Annotated in this window: 16 protein-coding genes; 12 read left to right on the forward strand and 4 right to left on the reverse strand. The window is 71.9% G+C overall.

Annotated elements, in window-relative coordinates; all coding sequences use genetic code 11:
- Positions 1-132: 132 nt before the first annotated feature.
- Positions 133-1,260, reverse strand: a complete 1,128-nt coding sequence (locus AB0K28_RS07415; RefSeq protein WP_345401624.1) for a nitronate monooxygenase family protein — start codon at positions 1,258-1,260, stop codon at positions 133-135.
- A gap of 47 nt (positions 1,261-1,307) precedes the next feature.
- Positions 1,308-1,952 (reverse strand): DapH/DapD/GlmU-related protein, encoded by a 645-nt coding sequence (locus tag AB0K28_RS07420; RefSeq protein WP_364366260.1) that lies wholly within the window; start codon positions 1,950-1,952, stop codon positions 1,308-1,310.
- A 110-nt stretch (positions 1,953-2,062) separates the two neighbouring features.
- Between AB0K28_RS07420 and AB0K28_RS07425 the strand changes: the two genes are divergently transcribed.
- The 9 genes from AB0K28_RS07425 to AB0K28_RS07465 all read left to right on the forward strand — a co-directional run bounded on the left by AB0K28_RS07425 (position 2,063) and on the right by AB0K28_RS07465 (position 11,822).
- Positions 2,063-3,730, forward strand: a complete 1,668-nt coding sequence (locus AB0K28_RS07425; RefSeq protein WP_364366262.1) for a CTP synthase — start codon at positions 2,063-2,065, stop codon at positions 3,728-3,730.
- Positions 3,727-4,386, forward strand: coding sequence for an NUDIX hydrolase (locus AB0K28_RS07430; RefSeq protein ID WP_364366264.1), 660 nt, complete (start codon positions 3,727-3,729; stop codon positions 4,384-4,386). Before AB0K28_RS07425 ends, AB0K28_RS07430 begins: the two co-directional genes overlap by 4 nt.
- Before the next feature lie 15 nt (positions 4,387-4,401).
- The gene (locus tag AB0K28_RS07435) at positions 4,402-5,307 is read left to right on the forward strand and encodes a site-specific tyrosine recombinase XerD (protein ID WP_364366266.1); all 906 of its coding nucleotides are present in this window, start codon (positions 4,402-4,404) and stop codon (positions 5,305-5,307) included.
- Between the two features lie 117 nt (positions 5,308-5,424).
- On the forward strand, positions 5,425-6,366 hold the full coding sequence (locus AB0K28_RS07440; RefSeq protein ID WP_364366268.1) for a ParA family protein: 942 nt from the start codon (positions 5,425-5,427) through the stop codon (positions 6,364-6,366).
- Positions 6,363-7,181 (forward strand): segregation/condensation protein A, encoded by an 819-nt coding sequence (locus tag AB0K28_RS07445; protein WP_364366270.1) that lies wholly within the window; start codon positions 6,363-6,365, stop codon positions 7,179-7,181. The genes AB0K28_RS07440 and AB0K28_RS07445 overlap by 4 nt, the downstream gene beginning before the upstream one ends.
- A 523-nt stretch (positions 7,182-7,704) precedes the next feature.
- A complete protein-coding gene (scpB, locus tag AB0K28_RS07450; RefSeq protein ID WP_364366978.1) occupies positions 7,705-8,238 on the forward strand; it encodes an SMC-Scp complex subunit ScpB in 534 nt (177 codons plus the stop codon).
- Complete coding sequence (locus AB0K28_RS07455) at positions 8,235-10,223, forward strand: pseudouridine synthase (protein ID WP_364366272.1); 1,989 nt, start codon at positions 8,235-8,237, stop codon at positions 10,221-10,223. The genes scpB and AB0K28_RS07455 overlap by 4 nt, the downstream gene beginning before the upstream one ends.
- 70 nt (positions 10,224-10,293) lie before the next feature.
- Positions 10,294-10,653, forward strand: a complete 360-nt coding sequence (gene aroH, locus AB0K28_RS07460; RefSeq protein ID WP_345401642.1) for a chorismate mutase — start codon at positions 10,294-10,296, stop codon at positions 10,651-10,653.
- A gap of 83 nt (positions 10,654-10,736) precedes the next feature.
- Positions 10,737-11,822 (forward strand): prephenate dehydrogenase, encoded by a 1,086-nt coding sequence (locus AB0K28_RS07465; RefSeq protein ID WP_364366274.1) that lies wholly within the window; start codon positions 10,737-10,739, stop codon positions 11,820-11,822.
- An 89-nt stretch (positions 11,823-11,911) separates the two neighbouring features.
- On the opposite strand, the gene AB0K28_RS07470 is transcribed toward AB0K28_RS07465, so the two are convergent.
- Both AB0K28_RS07470 and AB0K28_RS07475 read right to left on the reverse strand, forming a co-directional pair.
- Positions 11,912-12,106, reverse strand: coding sequence for a DUF2795 domain-containing protein (locus tag AB0K28_RS07470; RefSeq protein WP_355421464.1), 195 nt, complete (start codon positions 12,104-12,106; stop codon positions 11,912-11,914).
- Between the two features lie 20 nt (positions 12,107-12,126).
- Positions 12,127-12,978, reverse strand: a complete 852-nt coding sequence (locus AB0K28_RS07475; RefSeq protein WP_364366278.1) for a glycosyltransferase — start codon at positions 12,976-12,978, stop codon at positions 12,127-12,129.
- Positions 12,979-13,081: 103 nt separating this feature from the next.
- Here AB0K28_RS07475 and AB0K28_RS07480 point away from each other — a divergent pair, with 103 nt between their 5' ends.
- Genes AB0K28_RS07480 through cmk form a run of 3 tightly spaced genes read left to right on the forward strand, consistent with a single transcriptional unit; the run spans position 13,082 to position 15,793 of the window.
- Positions 13,082-13,702 carry a WHG domain-containing protein gene (locus AB0K28_RS07480; protein WP_364366280.1) on the forward strand — a complete coding sequence of 207 codons (621 nt, stop codon included), beginning with the start codon at positions 13,082-13,084 and terminating at the stop codon, positions 13,700-13,702.
- Between the two features lie 16 nt (positions 13,703-13,718).
- Positions 13,719-15,083, forward strand: a complete 1,365-nt coding sequence (locus AB0K28_RS07485) for a carotenoid oxygenase family protein (protein WP_364366283.1) — start codon at positions 13,719-13,721, stop codon at positions 15,081-15,083.
- A gap of 53 nt (positions 15,084-15,136) precedes the next feature.
- Positions 15,137-15,793: a (d)CMP kinase gene (cmk, locus tag AB0K28_RS07490; RefSeq protein WP_345401655.1), complete on the forward strand. Its 657-nt coding sequence runs from the start codon at positions 15,137-15,139 to the stop codon at positions 15,791-15,793.
- Positions 15,794-15,821: the final 28 nt, after the last annotated feature.

A 15,821-nucleotide genomic window follows, 5' to 3' on the forward strand; every position in this document is an offset into this window, starting at 1 on the left:
CGGCTTGGCAACGCCTTGGGGTGGGCGGAAAGGGCGGGGGAGCCGCGCTCGCCCCCGCCGTCACTCAGCCGTGCGGCCACCCCGCCGCGTCAGCCCGCGTCAAGGCCGCCAGGCGGCGTGAGCCCGGCCGCGTCAGTCCGCCGTGAGGCGGCCCAGCCGTTCGACCGCCTCGCCGAACTCGCTGACCAGGTCGTAGACGACCTCCCTGGCCGGGCGTACCTGGTCGAGCTGGCCGACCACCTGCCCGACGAAGTAGTTGACCAGCTCCACGGCGCCGGGCTCGCCCTTCTCCGCCGCCGCGCCGATCCGCGCCATCGCGCCCTCGGCCAGCAGCAGCTGCAGCGGCATGCCCAGCGGGCCGGGGCTCTCCTGCCCGGAGTCCCACTCCTCGGTCCAGGCGGACTTGAGCTGGCGGGCCGGCTTCCCCGTACGGGAGCGCGACCGTACGGTGTCCAGCGACGAGGCGGCCAGCAGCTTCCGCTTGACCGCCGGAGAGGTCTCCGCCTCCTCGGTCGTCAGCCAGAGCGAGCCGCACCACACGCCCTCCGCGCCGAGCGCCATGGCCGCCGCCATCTGCCGCCCCGACGCGATGCCGCCCGCGGCCAGCACGGGCACCGGCGCGACCGCGTCCACGACCTGCGGCACCAGCACCATCGTGGAGACGTCGCCGGTGTGGCCGCCCGCCTCCGTGCCCTGCGCCACGATGAGGTCGGCGCCGGCCTCGACCTGCCTGCGCGCGTGCTCGACGGTGCCCACCAGGGCCGCCACCGGCACGCCCGCCTCCCTGGCCTTCGTCACCATCTCGGGCGGCGGCGGGCCCAGGGCGCTGGCGATCAGCCCGATGCGGTGCTTCAGCGCCACGTCGATCAGCCCGGTCGCGCCGGCCGCGGTGACCCGCCTGCCCATCTCGTCGGCGGTGGCGCTCATCGGCCGGCCGGGCGCGCTGACGCCGTATTTGGTCAGCAGGTGGGTGACGAAGTCGCGGTGCCGGTCGGGGACGGCGTCCATGAGGTGCACGCGCCGGTCGTGCGCCGATGAGTCGATCTTTCCGGGGACGAGCACGTCCACCCCGTACGGCCGGCCGCCCACCCGCTCGTCCAGCCACGTCAGCTCGGTGTCGAGCTGCTCGGGCGAGTACGCGACCGCGCCCAGCACCCCGAACCCGCCCGCGTTCGTGACGGCGGCCACCACGTCGCGGCAGTGGCTGAAGGCGAAGAGCGGAAACTCGATCCCTAAACGCTCACTTATCGCGGTGCGCATGAACCGACGCTAACGGTCAGAAGCTTGTTCGGTCCATCCCCTGGAGCTCAGGTCGTCGCGTCGAACGTGACGGGCGCGTGCCATCCCATCTCGGGCGTGTAGCCGCGGACCCGCCTGGCCGGCACACCCGCCACAACACTGTGGTCGGGGAACTCGCCGCGCACCACCGCGCCGCCCGCCACCACGCACTGGCGGCCCAGCGTGGTGCCCGGCAGGATGATCGCGCCCGCGCCCAGCCAGGAGCCGGCGCCGATGGAGACCGGGCTGTTGCGCGGCCACTGCCGGCCGATCGGCACCTCGGGGTCGTCGTAGACGTGGTTCTGGTCGGTGATGTAGACGTACGGGCCGGTGAAGACGTGGTCGCCGATGTCGATGGACTGGTGCGCGACGATGTGGGAGCCCCTGCCGATCGAGCAGCCGCCGCCGATGCGCAGGACGGAGCCGTCGCCGAGGTCGTGACCCGGCATCATGCCGCACGACAGCGACACCCGCTCGCCCACGAGCGTGTGCTCGCCGATCTCCATCCACCGCTCGCCGAAGATCGCGCCAGGGGGGAAGGCGATGCTGACACCGTCGCCGAGCCGGCCGAATCGGTAGCCCGCGGGAGTGGACGGAGTGATCGCCCCGGCATGCCGGATCGCCGTGTACGTACGGTGAATCAACGCGCCCAAAGCCCGCCGAACGAGTGACATAGGGACCAAAGTTACCGCTAGGTCAAGCCGTTCGGGCATGTGAGGGGCGTTGTTTGATATCCTGAGAGCCCGTGGACACTTCGACCACACCTCGAGCCACGGGAGCCCCTTTGCGCAGCGCATCGCAAACCAAGCATCTGTTCGTCACCGGCGGTGTCGCCTCCAGTCTCGGCAAGGGGCTCACGGCATCCAGCCTCGGTCGCCTTCTCAAGGGGCGCGGTCTCAGGGTCACCATGCAGAAGCTCGACCCTTACCTCAACGTCGACCCCGGCACCATGAACCCGTTCCAGCACGGCGAGGTGTTCGTCACCGACGACGGTGCCGAGACCGACCTCGACGTCGGCCACTACGAGCGGTTCCTCGACACCAGCCTGCTCGGCTCGGCCAACGTGACCACCGGGCAGGTCTACTCCAACGTCATCGCCAAGGAGCGCCGCGGCGAATACCTGGGCGACACCGTGCAGGTCATCCCGCACATCACCAACGAGATCAAGGACCGCATCCGGGGCATGGCCGGTCCTGACGTGGACGTGGTCATCACCGAGGTGGGCGGCACGGTCGGCGACATCGAGTCCCAGCCGTTCCTGGAGGCCGTCCGCCAGATCAGGCACGAGGTGGGCCGCGACAACGTGTTCTTCCTGCACGTGTCGCTGCTGCCGTACATCGGGCCGTCGGGCGAGCTCAAGACCAAGCCGACCCAGCACAGCGTGGCCGCGCTGCGCAGCATCGGCATCCAGCCCGACGCGATCGTGCTGCGCTCCGACCGGCCGGTGCAGACGGCCATCAAGCGCAAGATCAGCCTGATGTGCGACGTCGACGAGGACGCCGTCGTCTCCGCGGTCGACGCGGCCTCGATCTACGACATCCCGAAGGTGCTCCACGCCGAGGGTCTCGACGCGTACGTCGTGCGCCGGCTCGGCCTGCCCTTCCGCGACGTCGACTGGACCGAGTGGGAGCAGCTCCTGCGCCGGGTGCACCGCCCGGCCAAGGAGGTCACGATCGCCCTCGTCGGGAAATATATCGATTTGCCGGACGCGTACCTCTCGGTCACCGAGGCGCTGCGCGCCGGCGGCTTCGCCAACGACGCCCGCGTCAACATCCGCTGGGTCAAGAGCGACGACTGCGAGACCCCCGAGGGCGCCGAGCGCGAGCTCGACGGCGTCGACGGCGTGCTGATCCCCGGCGGCTTCGGCGTCCGCGGCATCGAGGGCAAGATCGGCGCCATCCGCCACGCCCGCGAGAACAAGATCCCGCTGCTCGGCATCTGCCTCGGCATGCAGGGCATGGTCATCGAGGCCGCCCGCAACATGGCCGGCATCGAGGACGCCAACTCCTCCGAGTTCGACCCCGACACCAAGCACCCGGTCATCTCCACCATGGCCGACCAGGAAGACGTCATCGCCGGCGAGCGCGACATGGGCGGCACCATGCGGCTCGGCAGCTACACCGCCAAGCTCGGCGAGGGCACGCTGGCCAGGCACCTCTACGGCGGCAAGGCCAAGGCCGACGAGCGCCACCGCCACCGCTACGAGGTCAACAACGCCTACCGTGAGCGGCTCGAGCAGGTCGGCCTGGTCTTCTCCGGCCTGTCGCCCGACGGCCGGCTGGTCGAGTACACCGAGCTGCCCCCCGAGATCCACCCGTTCTTCATCGGCACCCAGGCGCACCCCGAGTTCCGCTCCCGGCCCACCAGGGCCAACCCGATGTTCAAGAGCCTCGTCGGAGCCGCGCTCGTCTACGCCGACAGCCGCGTCGGCAGCGCCAAGGTGCACCCGTGAACGGCCACCCCAACGGCTCGTCGCCGCAGGGCGCCGCGGGCGGCCGGCTGATCGCGGACACGCCCGAGTCGTGGGACGTCGTCGAATCCCGCCACCGCTTCAAGGGTCACATCATCGACGTCGTCACCGACACGGTCAGGATGCCCCGCGACGAGGTGGCCGAGCGCGACTACGTCGTCCATCCAGGAGCCGTCGCCGCGCTCGCCCTCGACGAGCACGACCGCGTCCTGCTCATCAGGCAATACCGCCACCCCACCCGCCACCTGATGTGGGAGCTGCCCGCCGGGATCCGCGACGTGGCGGGCGAACCGCTGGTCGAGACCGCCGCGCGCGAGCTCGCCGAGGAGGCCGGCTACCGCGCCGAGACCTGGTACACCCTGGCCGACCTGCGCTCGTCGCCCGGCATGACCGACGAGCGGGTCAGGGTGTTCCTCGCCCGTGGCCTGACCAAGATCCCCGACGAGGACAACGACTTCGTCCAGCGGCACGAGGAGATCGGCATGCCGATCGAATGGGTGCCGCTGGCCGACGCGGTGGAGAAGGCCCTCATGGGTATGATCCACAATTCCACGGCCGTGGCCGGTATCCTCGCCGCATATGCGGCATCGGTTGAGGGGTTCGCCCTGTTGCGCCCCGCCGACGCTCCGGAGGCGTGACGGAAGGACCTGTTCGTGGAGGCAGTGCTCTCCAGCTACCTCGCCCATCTCGCGGTCGAACGAGGTCTGGCTGCCAACACGCTCGCGTCCTACCGCCGTGACCTGCGCCGCTACGTCGACCACCTCCAGGCGCGCGGGCGCCTGGAGCTCGACCAGGTGGGGGAGGCCGACGTCCAGGCCTTCCTCGCCGCGCTGCGCGAGGGCGACGGCGAGCACCCCGCCCTCGTGGCCAGCTCCGCGGCCCGCGCGGTCTCCGCCGTGCGCGGGCTGCACCGCTTCGCCCTGCGCGAAGGCGTGACGGCCCACGACCCCGCCCACGAGGTACGCCCGCCCCGCCGGCTGCGCCGCCTGCCCAAGGCCATCGGCGTCGCCGAGGTCGAACGCCTCATCGCCGCGTCCGGCCCCGACGGCGCGCCGCTCACGCTGCGCAACAGGGCCCTGCTCGAAGTCCTCTACGGCACCGGCGCCCGCATCTCCGAGGCCGTCGGGCTGGCCGTGGACGACCTTGAGGACGACCAGGTGCGCCTGCGCGGCAAGGGCGGCCGCACCCGCATCGTGCCGCTGGGCCGCTACGCGTGGGCCGCGCTGGACGCCTACCTCGTACGCGCCAGGCCGGGGCTGCTCGCCCACGGCCGCGGCACCCCCGCCGTCTTCCTCAACGCCCGCGGCGGGCGGCTGACCAGGCAGGGCGCGTGGGAGGTGTTGCAGGCCGCAGCCGAACGAGCCGGACTCGACGGGATAAGCCCCCACGTACTCCGGCATTCCTTCGCAACTCACCTTTTGGACGGCGGCGCGGACGTTAGGGTGGTGCAGGAGCTGCTCGGCCACGCCTCGGTGACGACCACGCAGGTCTACACCCTGGTCACGGTCGACAAGCTCCGTGAGGTCTACGCCGCCGCGCATCCGCGCGCCCGGCAGTGATCTATAGTCTTTTGGGACGTGCGCCGCCCACGGCGTGCCGCCTTGCCGCGTTAAGTGGTGACGCCATAGTGTCCGTCCGGACGGTCCGGTTCGGGATCGTCAGGGAGGTTCGAGCTGGTGACTGTGACGACCAAGGGTTCGACCCCGGGGACCCCCGACAACCCCTGGGGCGACACCAAGACCAACGCGCCCTCCAACGGCGTCAATCTGGGCCCGACACAGCGGCCCAGACCCGTGTTCCCCGAGCCGGTGCCCCCTGCGGTGCACGGCCCGGCGCGCGTGGTCGCGATGGTCAACCAGAAGGGTGGCGTCGGCAAGACCACGACCACCATCAATCTCGGCGCCGCGCTGGTCGAATACGGCCTCAAGGTACTCCTGGTCGACTTCGACCCGCAGGGCGCGCTCTCCGTCGGGCTCGGCATCAACCCGCTGCAGCTCGACCTGACCGTCTACAACCTGCTGATGGAGCGCGGGGTCACCGCCGAAGACGTCCTGCTCGAGACCGGCGTCGACGGCCTCGACCTGCTGCCCAGCAACATCGACCTGTCCGCCGCCGAAGTGCAGCTCGTCACCGAGGTCGCCCGCGAGCAGGTGCTCGGCCGCGTCATCAAGCCGCTGCTGCCCCACTACGACGTCTGCCTCATCGACTGCCAGCCGTCGCTCGGCCTGCTCACCATCAACGCCCTCACCTGCGCCCACGGCGTCATGGTGCCGCTGGAGTGCGAGTTCTTCGCGCTGCGCGGTGTCGCGCTGCTCATGGACACCATCTCCAAGGTGCAGGAGCGGCTCAACGAGGACCTCGAGATCGAGGGCCTGCTCGCCACCATGTACGACGCCCGCACCCTGCACGGCCGCGAGGTGCTGGCCCGGGTCGTGGAGGCGTTCGGCGACAAGGTGTTCCACACCGTGATCAACCGTACGGTGCGCTTCCCCGACGCCACCGTGGCGGGCGAGCCCATCACGACGTTCGACCCGTCGTCGCTCGGCGCCAACGCCTACCGTGAGCTGGCCCGCGAGGTGCTCTCGCGCTGGCCCGCGCCTGCCACAATGGCCAGGTGACCGCAGAGCAGACCGAGACCCAGGGCTTCCAGGTTCATCTGGACGTCTTCGAGGGCCCCTTCGACCTGCTCCTCGGCCTCATCGCCAAGCACAAGCTCGACATCACCGAGGTCTCGCTCTCCAAGGTCACCGACGAGTTCATCGCGTACATCAAGTCGCGGGGGCCCGAGTGGGACCTCGACCAGACCAGCCACTTCCTGCTGGTCGCGGCGACCCTGCTCGACCTCAAGGCGGCCAGGCTGCTGCCGTCGGGCGAGGTCGAGGACGAAGAGGACCTGGCGCTGCTCGAGGCCAGAGACCTGCTGTTCGCGCGGCTGCTGCAGTACAAGGCCTACAAGGAAGTGGCCAAGGTCTTCGCCGGGCGGATGGCCGAGGAGGCGCTGCGCTTCCCGCGTACGGTGCCGATGGAGGAGCAGTTCGCCAACCTGCTGCCCGAGCTGATCCTCGGCATCGGGCCCGAGCAGCTCGCCCGCATCGCGGCCAAGGCGTTCACCCCCAAGCTGCCGCCCACCGTGAGCGTCGGCCACATCTACCAGCCGCTCGCCAGCGTCAAGGAGCAGGCCGCCATCCTGGTCATGCACCTGCGCCGGATGCGGCGGGCCACCTTCCGCGCCCTCACCGCCGACTGCGAGGGCACGATCGAGGTGATCGCACGCTTCCTGGCCGTGCTCGAGCTCTTCCGCGAGTCTGCGGTCACGTTCGACCAGGTCGAGCCGCTGGGGGAGCTGCACGTGACCTGGACGGGCACCGACGACGGCGACGTCGCGGTGGGGGACGACTACGAGGAACCGGCGGAGAAACGCACTGATGACTGACGACAACCCGCTGCCCAACCCACGCCGCTCACCCGACTCCGACCCACCCCTGCCCGCCTGGATGACCCTCCCCGGCTCCCTGATCCAGCCGGGCGCCCCTCGGGTGGAAGGCACCGACGCCACCGACCCGGGCGACCCGGCCGGCCCTGCGCCCGTCGACGACGCGCCGCCACACACCGAGCAGGCGGAGGCGAACGCGGCCGCAGAGGCGCCGGAGGCGCCGGACGAGGCCGCGCAGGCATCCGACGCGGTTGCGGCCGCTCAGGCACCGGACGCGCCTGAGCGCCCAGTGGCTGAGGTCGCGGAGACGCCGGACACGTCCGAGTCTTCGGAGGCTGAGCCGGCGGCCCCTTCTGTGGATGAGGCCCGTTCCCCGGTGCGGGACGAGGCTGATGGGGGCGTTCCGCGGGCCGGGTGGCGGGACGCCACCGAGGCCGAGAAGCCCGCGGTGGCGGCGTCCGCTCGTGGGGGCGAAGAGCCCGGGAACACCGGTGCCGGCGGGGGTGGCGGGGAGGGGCCGTCGCTGGAGGCGGCGCTGGAGGCTATCCTGATGGTGGTTGATGAGCCCGTCGCCGAGGTGACGCTGGCTCAGGTGCTGGAGCGGCCGACGCATCAGGTGGCCGCTGCGTTGCGCGCGCTGGCGGCGGAATACACCGCCGCCGGGCGGGGTTTTGATTTGCGAGACGTCGCGGGCGGCTGGCGCTTTTACACGCGTGCCGACTGCGCGGCGCTGGTCGAGCGGTTCGTACGCGACGGCCAGCAGACGCGGCTGACCCAGGCCGCGCTGGAGACACTCGCGGTCGTGGCCTACCGGCAACCGGTGAGCCGTGCCCGCGTCGCCGCGGTGCGCGGCGTCAACAGCGACGGCGTCATGCGGACGCTCGTCGCCAGGGGGCTGGTCGAGGAGGCCGGCACCGACCCGGAGAGCCAGGCAGTGCTCTACCGGACAAGCTCATACTTCCTTGAACGTCTGGGACTGCGGGATCTGAGCGAGCTGCCTGAGCTCGCCCCCTTCCTCCCCGACGACGTGGAAAATCTCGAGGAGACGACAAAGTGATCAACAGGCGTAGCACCCCGTCCGGTGATGGACGCGGTCGTGGACGTGCCGGCGGCTCCGGCCGTGGCGGGCGTCCCGCCTTCCGCTCCGGTGACACCCGTGGCGGCGGCGCGCGTGGAGGGGACTCCCGCGGTGCCCACGGTGGCCGGGGCGACTTCCGGCGCGACGACGACGTCCGCGGCGGAGGCGACTTCCGCGCCCGGCCGTCCCGCGACTCCCTGCGCGCCGACCGGGGCGGCGCCCGCGCCCGGTACGACCGCGGTGACGGCGACCGCCGGCAGGGCCCGCGCGACGACAGGCGCAGCGACAGGCGCGATGACAGGCGCGATGACAGGTACGCCGGCGGCGACGACCGCCGGCAGCGATTCGGCGGCGACCGCGACCGCTTCAGCGGCGGCGACCGCGATCGTTTCGGCGGTGGTGACCGTGGCCGGTTCGGTGGCGGTGACCGCGGGCGGAACAGCGGTGGTGATCGCGGGCGGTACAGCGGCGGTGACCGGCAGGAGCGCTTCGGCCGGGACGACCGCGCCGGAGGGCGTGGCGACCGCTTCGATCGGAGCGACCGGGCTGACCGGCCCGGGGGACGCGGCGACCGCTTCGGCGGGGGCGACCGGTTCGACCGGGGCGGCGACCGTTACGAGCGCGGTGAGCGCTTCCGTGACGAGGGCCGGGGCGGTTACCGTTCCGACCGATCGGATGACCGGCGCGACGACCGGCGCGACGACCGGCGAGACGATCGGCGGGGCGAGCGGCGTGACGAGCGGGGCGCCAGTGCGTTCCGTGCGGGCCGGAGCGGGCGGCGTGAGGACGCCGCGCCCAGGTCCGTGAGCTCGACGCGCGCCCGCTACGGCCGGAGTGACGGCGACGACAGGCCGGCCCGGCGCGACTGGAGCGACCGTCCCGAGCGTGACGACCGCCAGGCCCGCCCGCAGCGCTCCGGCCGGCAGGACCGCCCCGAGCGCGGAGACCGCTTCGAGCGCGGTGAGCGCACCGACCGGCGTGACCGTCCCGAGCGTGGCGGTCGTCCTGAGCGGGGCGAGCGTCCTGAGCGGGGGCGGTTCGAGCGGAACGGGCGTCCTGGCGCGCGTACCGGGCGCAGGGACGACGTGCAGACCGTCGGCGGGGGACGGCGCGGCAGTGGTTCCGGCGGCGGCCCCGGCAGCCCTCAGCGTGACCGCGTCAAGGCGGCCAGGCAGCCGCTTCGCGACCGCGACTTCTACCCCGAGGGCTACACCGACGAGCGCGACACCACCGAGGTCCCCGACGGCGTGCGGCTGCAGAAGGTGCTCGCCCAGGCGGGCGTCGCGAGCCGCAGGGCCTGCGAGGAGATGATCGGCGAGGGCCGGGTCACGGTCAACGGCCAGGTCGTCCGCAGGTTCGGCGCCAAGGTCGACCCGGCGACGCAGGTCATCCACGTCGACGGCATGCGCATCCCGACCGCCCCCGACCTGGTCTACTACGCGCTCAACAAGCCGATCGGCGTCGTGTCCACCATGGACGACCCGCAGGGCCGTCCTTGCCTGGCCGACTACGTCGAGGAGCTGGCGCCCAGGTTGTTCCACGTCGGGCGGCTCGACACCGAGACCGAGGGCCTGCTGCTGCTCACCAACGACGGCGAGCTGGCCAACAGGCTGACGCACCCGAGCTACGGCGTGCAGAAGAAATACTGGGCCAAGGTGCCGGGCCCGATCCCGCGCGACCTCGGCCGCCGCCTCAAGCAGGGCATCGAGCTGGAGGACGGCATCGCGAGGGCCGACGCGTTCTCGATCGTGCAGGAGCACGGCCAGCAGGCGCTGGTCGAGGTGGTGCTGCACGAGGGCCGCAAGCACGTGGTCAGGCGGATGCTGGAGGAGGCGGGTCACCGGGTGATCGACCTGGCCAGGATCGAGTTCGGGCCGGTGAAGCTGGGCCGCACGAAGCCGGGCACCGTCAGGGCGCTGTCGCTGAAGGAAGTCGGCGAGCTGTACGCGGCCGTGAAGCTGTAATCTGGCCGGACGCAGGAGCCCGTGCGGTACCTCCGCACGGGCTCCATGGCCGTGGAAGGGAACGAAGCACATGGTGCGGGCGATCCGTGGGGCGATCCAGGTCGACGCCAACGACCGTGACGCGGTCATCTCGGGCACGACCGAGCTGGTCAGCGCGATCATGGAGCGTAACGACCTGACTCCCGACGACGTGATCAGCGTGCTGTTCACCGCGACGCCCGACCTGACGGCCGAGTTCCCCGCGCTGGCCGCGCGCAAGCTGGGCTTCCATGAGGTGCCGCTGATCTGCTGCACCGAGATCGACGTTCCCGGCGCGCTGCCGCGGGTGGTGCGCCTCATGGCCCACATCGAGACCGACCGGCCGCGTTCCGAGATGCAGCACGTCTATCTGCGGGGTGCGGTGGCGCTGCGGCAGGACATCGCCCAGTAGATTCGCCGTAAGGCAGGACGCGGCGGGCATGCCGGCCGCGCGGCACCTCTCAACCGTTCAGCCCGACCAATCAGGACATCGAGATGGATCTTCGTACCGTGCTCGTCGTCGGCACCGGTCTCATCGGCACCTCTGCGGCGCTGGCCCTGCGCAAGCGGGGTGTGCGGGTGCTGCTCGCCGATCAGGATGAGGGGGCCGTACGACTGGCACGGGAGCTCGGCGCCGGCGAGGAGTGGCGGCCGGGCGCCGACGCCGAGCGGGCCGACCTCGCGGTCATCGCGGTGCCGCCCGCGCACGTGGCGACCGAGCTGCTGGAGCTGCAGCGGGTCGGCGCGGCCCGCTTCTACACCGACGTGGCGAGCGTCAAGGGCGAGCCCATCCATCGGGCCATGCAGCTCGGCTGCGACCTGTCCTCCTACGTCGCCTCGCATCCGCTCGCCGGGCGGGAGAAGTCGGGGCCGGGCGCGGCCAGGGACGACCTGTTCCTGGGCCGGCCGTGGGCGCTGTGCCCCACCGAGGAGGCCGATCCCGAGGCGAAGGCGGCGGTGCTGCGGCTGATCGAGCTGTGCGGGGCCAACGCGGTCGAGGTCAGCGCCATCGACCATGACCGTGCGGTCGCGGTCGTCTCCCACGCTCCCCACGTGGCGGCCTCGGCGGTGGCGGCCCGGCTGGCCGACGCCACCGACGTCGCGCTCGGGCTGGCCGGTCAGGGCATCCGCGACGTCACGCGCATCGCGGGCAGCGATCCCGGGCTGTGGCTGGGCATCCTGTCCGGCAACGCGACGCCGGTCGCCGAGGTGCTGGAGGCGGTGGCCAACGACCTGGCCGACGCGGCGAACGCGCTGCGGGCCCTGGCCGACGGCGACGGCACCGCGACCAACGAGATCACCCAGCTGCTCAAGCGCGGCGTGGTGGGTCACGACCGCATCCCCGGCAAGCACGGCGGGCCCGCCTCCTCCTACGCCGTGGTGCAGGTGGTCATCGGCGACCGTCCCGGTCAGCTCGCCCGCCTGTTCCAGGCGTGCGACGAGGTCGGGGTCAACGTCGAGGACGTCCGCCTTGAGCACGCCCCCGGCCTGCCGCTGGGCATCGCGGAGCTGTCCGTGGAGCCCGGCGCCGCCGCCGCCCTCACCCAGGCTCTGCACGAACGCGGCTGGCAGGTCCCCTGAGACCATCTCGCCCGCTGTCCGGGCGGGCCGTTCATGGACGTACGCCGGGCGGGTCCCCGTGAGGGGGCCCGCCCGGCGCGTTCCGGCGATCAGCGCTTGGTGATCGCCTGGCTGACGGCGTTCGGGCCGTCGTACTCACGGTCGGGCATGGCTTCGAGAGCCTTGACTATGTCGTTGCTCGCGTTGTGCTCGCGAGCGGCCTTGATCAGGTCCTGCTTGCTGGCCGGGTAGTCCACCCCGCTCAGGTGCTTCTGCAGGTCGATCGGGTTAGGTGCTGTTGTCATGACCCTCTGATGCCCATCAATCACGATATGTAACGACTTTCCAGCATGCGTCGTTTCCGTTCCACTGCCGGCGGGAGGCGGCGGCGTTCTGAAAGGGCCGCGGGGAGCCGGCGCAGCGCCGTACGGAGACCGCGCCGGCCTGCCCGGCCGCCGCGCAGCGCGTCGAACGCCCGCCGCGCCACCACCGGCCAGGGGCGCCGCAGCACGGCCGTCAGCAGCGCGTTCCTGACGGCCAGGGCGCGGCGGCCCTCGGGGTCGCGGGCGGGCGAGGGGTGGTGGTGGGCCACGACCTCGTCCACGTACGCCAGCCCCCACCCCAGCGCCGCGAGATCCAGCGCCAGCCGTTCCTCCTCGCCGAAGAAGAAGACCACGTCGTCGAACCCGCCCGCCTCCAGGAACGCGTCCCTGCGCACCACCACCCCGCACGCCAGGAACCCCAGCACGCTCGGCCCCGGCATTCCGGGCTCGGTGCCGAGCGGCGAGTCGCGCATGCGTTCCGACACCGTGTCCAGCCGCTCGTCGGGGCCGACCAGCACGCGCGCACCCAGCACGGCGAGGCGGGGGTGGGCGTCCAGCACGTCGGCCGCCCGTTCCAGCGCCTTCGGCGCCCACCAGGAGTCGTCGTCGGCGAAGGCCACGTAGGGCGTCCCGGCCAGCTCGACGCCGAGGTTGCGGCCGGGGGCGCCCAGGTTCCTGCCCGCCTCGACCACGTGGACGTCGGGGAAGTGGCGGCGGACGAACCCGGCGGTGCCGTCACCCGAGCCGTTGTCCACCAGGATCACCGGGCGCGGGTGCAGCGGCAGCGTACGGGTCAGCGTCCGCACCCTGTCCCTGCTGACCACCACGACCGTGACACGCGGTTCGCTCTCCACACCCCTCGCTCTTACCTGCACGCCCCCGCTTAGTCGTTGACAGGCCGCGCATGGGCGGGTAGAAAGATCGGTAACAGTGTTACCGAGAAGAAACGGCGTTACCGTGAATACCCCGTACCAGCAGGCCCAGCGCGAAGGGCAGAGCGTCGTCAGGGCGGCCGTCCTCGACGCGGCCAAGCTTCTGCTCATCAGCGAAGGGCCGGCGGCGCTGACCGTCCGGCGGATCGCGGCCGAGGCCGGCTGCTCCACGAAGGTCATCTACACGCTCTTCGGCGCCAAGGACGGCCTCAGCGAGGCCCTCTGGCTGGAGGGCTTCGCCCGGCTCGAACAGCGGCTGCTGGCGGTGCCCCACGAGGAGGGCCCGCTCGACCGGCTGATGGCCGTGCTGGGCGCGTACCGGGCGTACGCGCTGGCCGAGCCCGACTACTACCGCGTCATGTTCCTGGGCGCCCTGCCGGGCTTCAGGGCGGGGGAAGAGGCGACGCGGACGGCCAAGCACACCTTCGGCCTGCTCGTGGCGTCCGTGGCCGCGTGCCTGGAGGCGGGGGAGCTGACCGGCGGCGCGGCGGCCGAGATCGCGGACCTGCTGTGGATGGCCGTCCACGGCGCCGTGAGCCTGGAGATCATGAGCTATTTCGAGGAGGCCGACGCGTCGCCGCGCTACCGGCTGCTGTGCACCTCGGTGCTCACCGGGTTCCTGCCGGCCCACGACCGCCGTTCATGAAGACGAGAGGGAGAGCATGATGGGCACCACCCCGTTCACCGGCGGCTTCGCCCCGGCCACCGAGGAGATCACCGCCTTCGGCCTTGAGGTCACCGGCCGCATCCCGGCCGAGCTGAACGGCCGCTTCCTGCGCAACGGGCCCAACCCGCTCGGCCTCGACGACCCCGGCGCCGCCCACCTGCTCATCGGCGAGGGCATGGTGCACGGGGTGCGGCTGCGCGACGGCCGCGCCGAGTGGTACCGCAACCGGTGGGTGCGCAGCGCCCCCGTCGCGCGGCGGCTCGGCGAGCAACCGCGGCCGGGGCCGGTGCACTCCGGCCTCGACCTCGCGCCCAACACCCACGTGATCGGGCTGGCCGGGCGCACGTTCGCGACGCAGGAAGGGGGCGCTCGGCCGTACGAGCTGAGCTACGAGCTGGACACGATCGGGCCGTGCGACTTCGACGGCGGGCTGCCCGGCGGCTACACCGGCCACGCCCACCTCGACCCGTTCACCGGCGAGCTGCACGCGATGGCGTACTTCTTCGGCTGGGACCACCACCAGCACATCGTCATCGACGACAAGGGCGTGGTGACGGAGGTCAGGAAGATCCCGGTCCCCGACGCGCCGATGATGCACGACTTCGCGCTCACCGAGCGGTTCGTGGTGATCTACGACCTGCCGGTGACGTTCAGCATGCCGCACGCCGAGAAGGGCTCGCCGCTGCCCGTCGCCTGGAACGAGGACCACGGCGCGCGGCTCGGGCTCCTGTCGCGCGCGACCGGCGAGGTGCGCTGGTTCGAGGTGGCGCCGTGCTGGGTGTTCCACACGCTCAACGCGTACGAGGAGGGCGACGAGGTGGTCGTGGACGTCGTCCGCTACCCCAAGCGCTTCCTCGACTCCCGGCTCGACCTCGGCGGCCCGCCCACGCTCGACCGCTGGCGCATCGACCTGCGCACAGGGCGTGTGTCCGAGACCCGGCTCGACGACCGGGCGCAGGAGTTCCCGCGCATGGACGAGCGCCGCACCGGCCGGCCGTACCGTTACGGCTACACCGCCGCCACCCTCGACATGGAGGAGCGGTTCTACCCGGGCGCCACCGACCTGGAGGACATGCCCGACACGGCGTTCGACAACACGCTGATCAAGCACGACCTGGAGCGCGGCACGCAGGAGACGCGGCGGTTGGGCCGCGAGGCGTTCGCGGGCGAGCCGGTCTTCGTCCCCGCAGGGGAGGGCGAGGACGACGGATACGTGCTCTCCTACGTCAACAACCCCGAGCGGGGCGCGGGCGACCTGGTGATCCTGTCCGCCCAGGACTTCACCGGCGAGCCCCTCGCCACCGTGCGGCTGCCCGCCCGCGTGCCGCTCGGCTTTCACGCAAGCTGGATCGCCGACTGAGCCGGAGGCGGTAGCCTCTTCGAGGCAAGCTGAAACGTGAAGAGGGAGAGGCCGTGACCGGTCTGGTCGTCGCGATGGACGGCCCTTCGGGGTCGGGTAAGTCGAGCGTGTCGCGCGGGGTCGCCCGCGCGCTGGGCCTGCGCTACCTGGACACCGGGGCGATGTACCGCGCGATGACCTGGTGGATGCTGCGCCAGGGCGTCGATCTCGCCGATCCGGCCGCGATCGCGGCCCGCTGCGGCGAGCCGGCCGTCGGCTCCGGCACCGATCCCGACGGTCCCACCATCCACGTCGACGGCGTCGACGTGGCGGGGCCGATCAGGGAGGCCGAGGTGACCGGCGCGGTGTCGGCCGTGGCGGCCGTCCCCGAGGTGCGTGCCCGCCTGGTGGCGCTGCAGCGCGAGATCGTCGGCGCCGGTGACATCGTGGTCGAGGGCCGCGACATCGGCACGGTCGTCTGCCCCGACGCCACCGTCAAGGTTTACCTGACGGCCAGCCCCGAAGCCCGTGCGCTGCGGCGCAGCGCCGAGGTGGCGGGCTCGACGCTGGAGGCGCAGCGCGCGGCCATGGCCAAGCGTGACACTCTTGACTCGACACGTAAGACAGACCCGCTCTCGATGGCGGATGGCGCCATCGAGCTCGACACCACCGCGCTGACCTTGGACGAGGTCATCGCGGAGGTGTTGAGACTGGTCAAAGAGCGCACCTGATCCGAAGTCCGGTGCGGGACTCACAAAG

It is taken from the genome of Nonomuraea sp. NPDC049504 (assembly GCF_040676845.1).
Classification (GTDB): Bacteria; Actinomycetota; Actinomycetes; order Streptosporangiales; family Streptosporangiaceae; genus Nonomuraea; species Nonomuraea salmonea.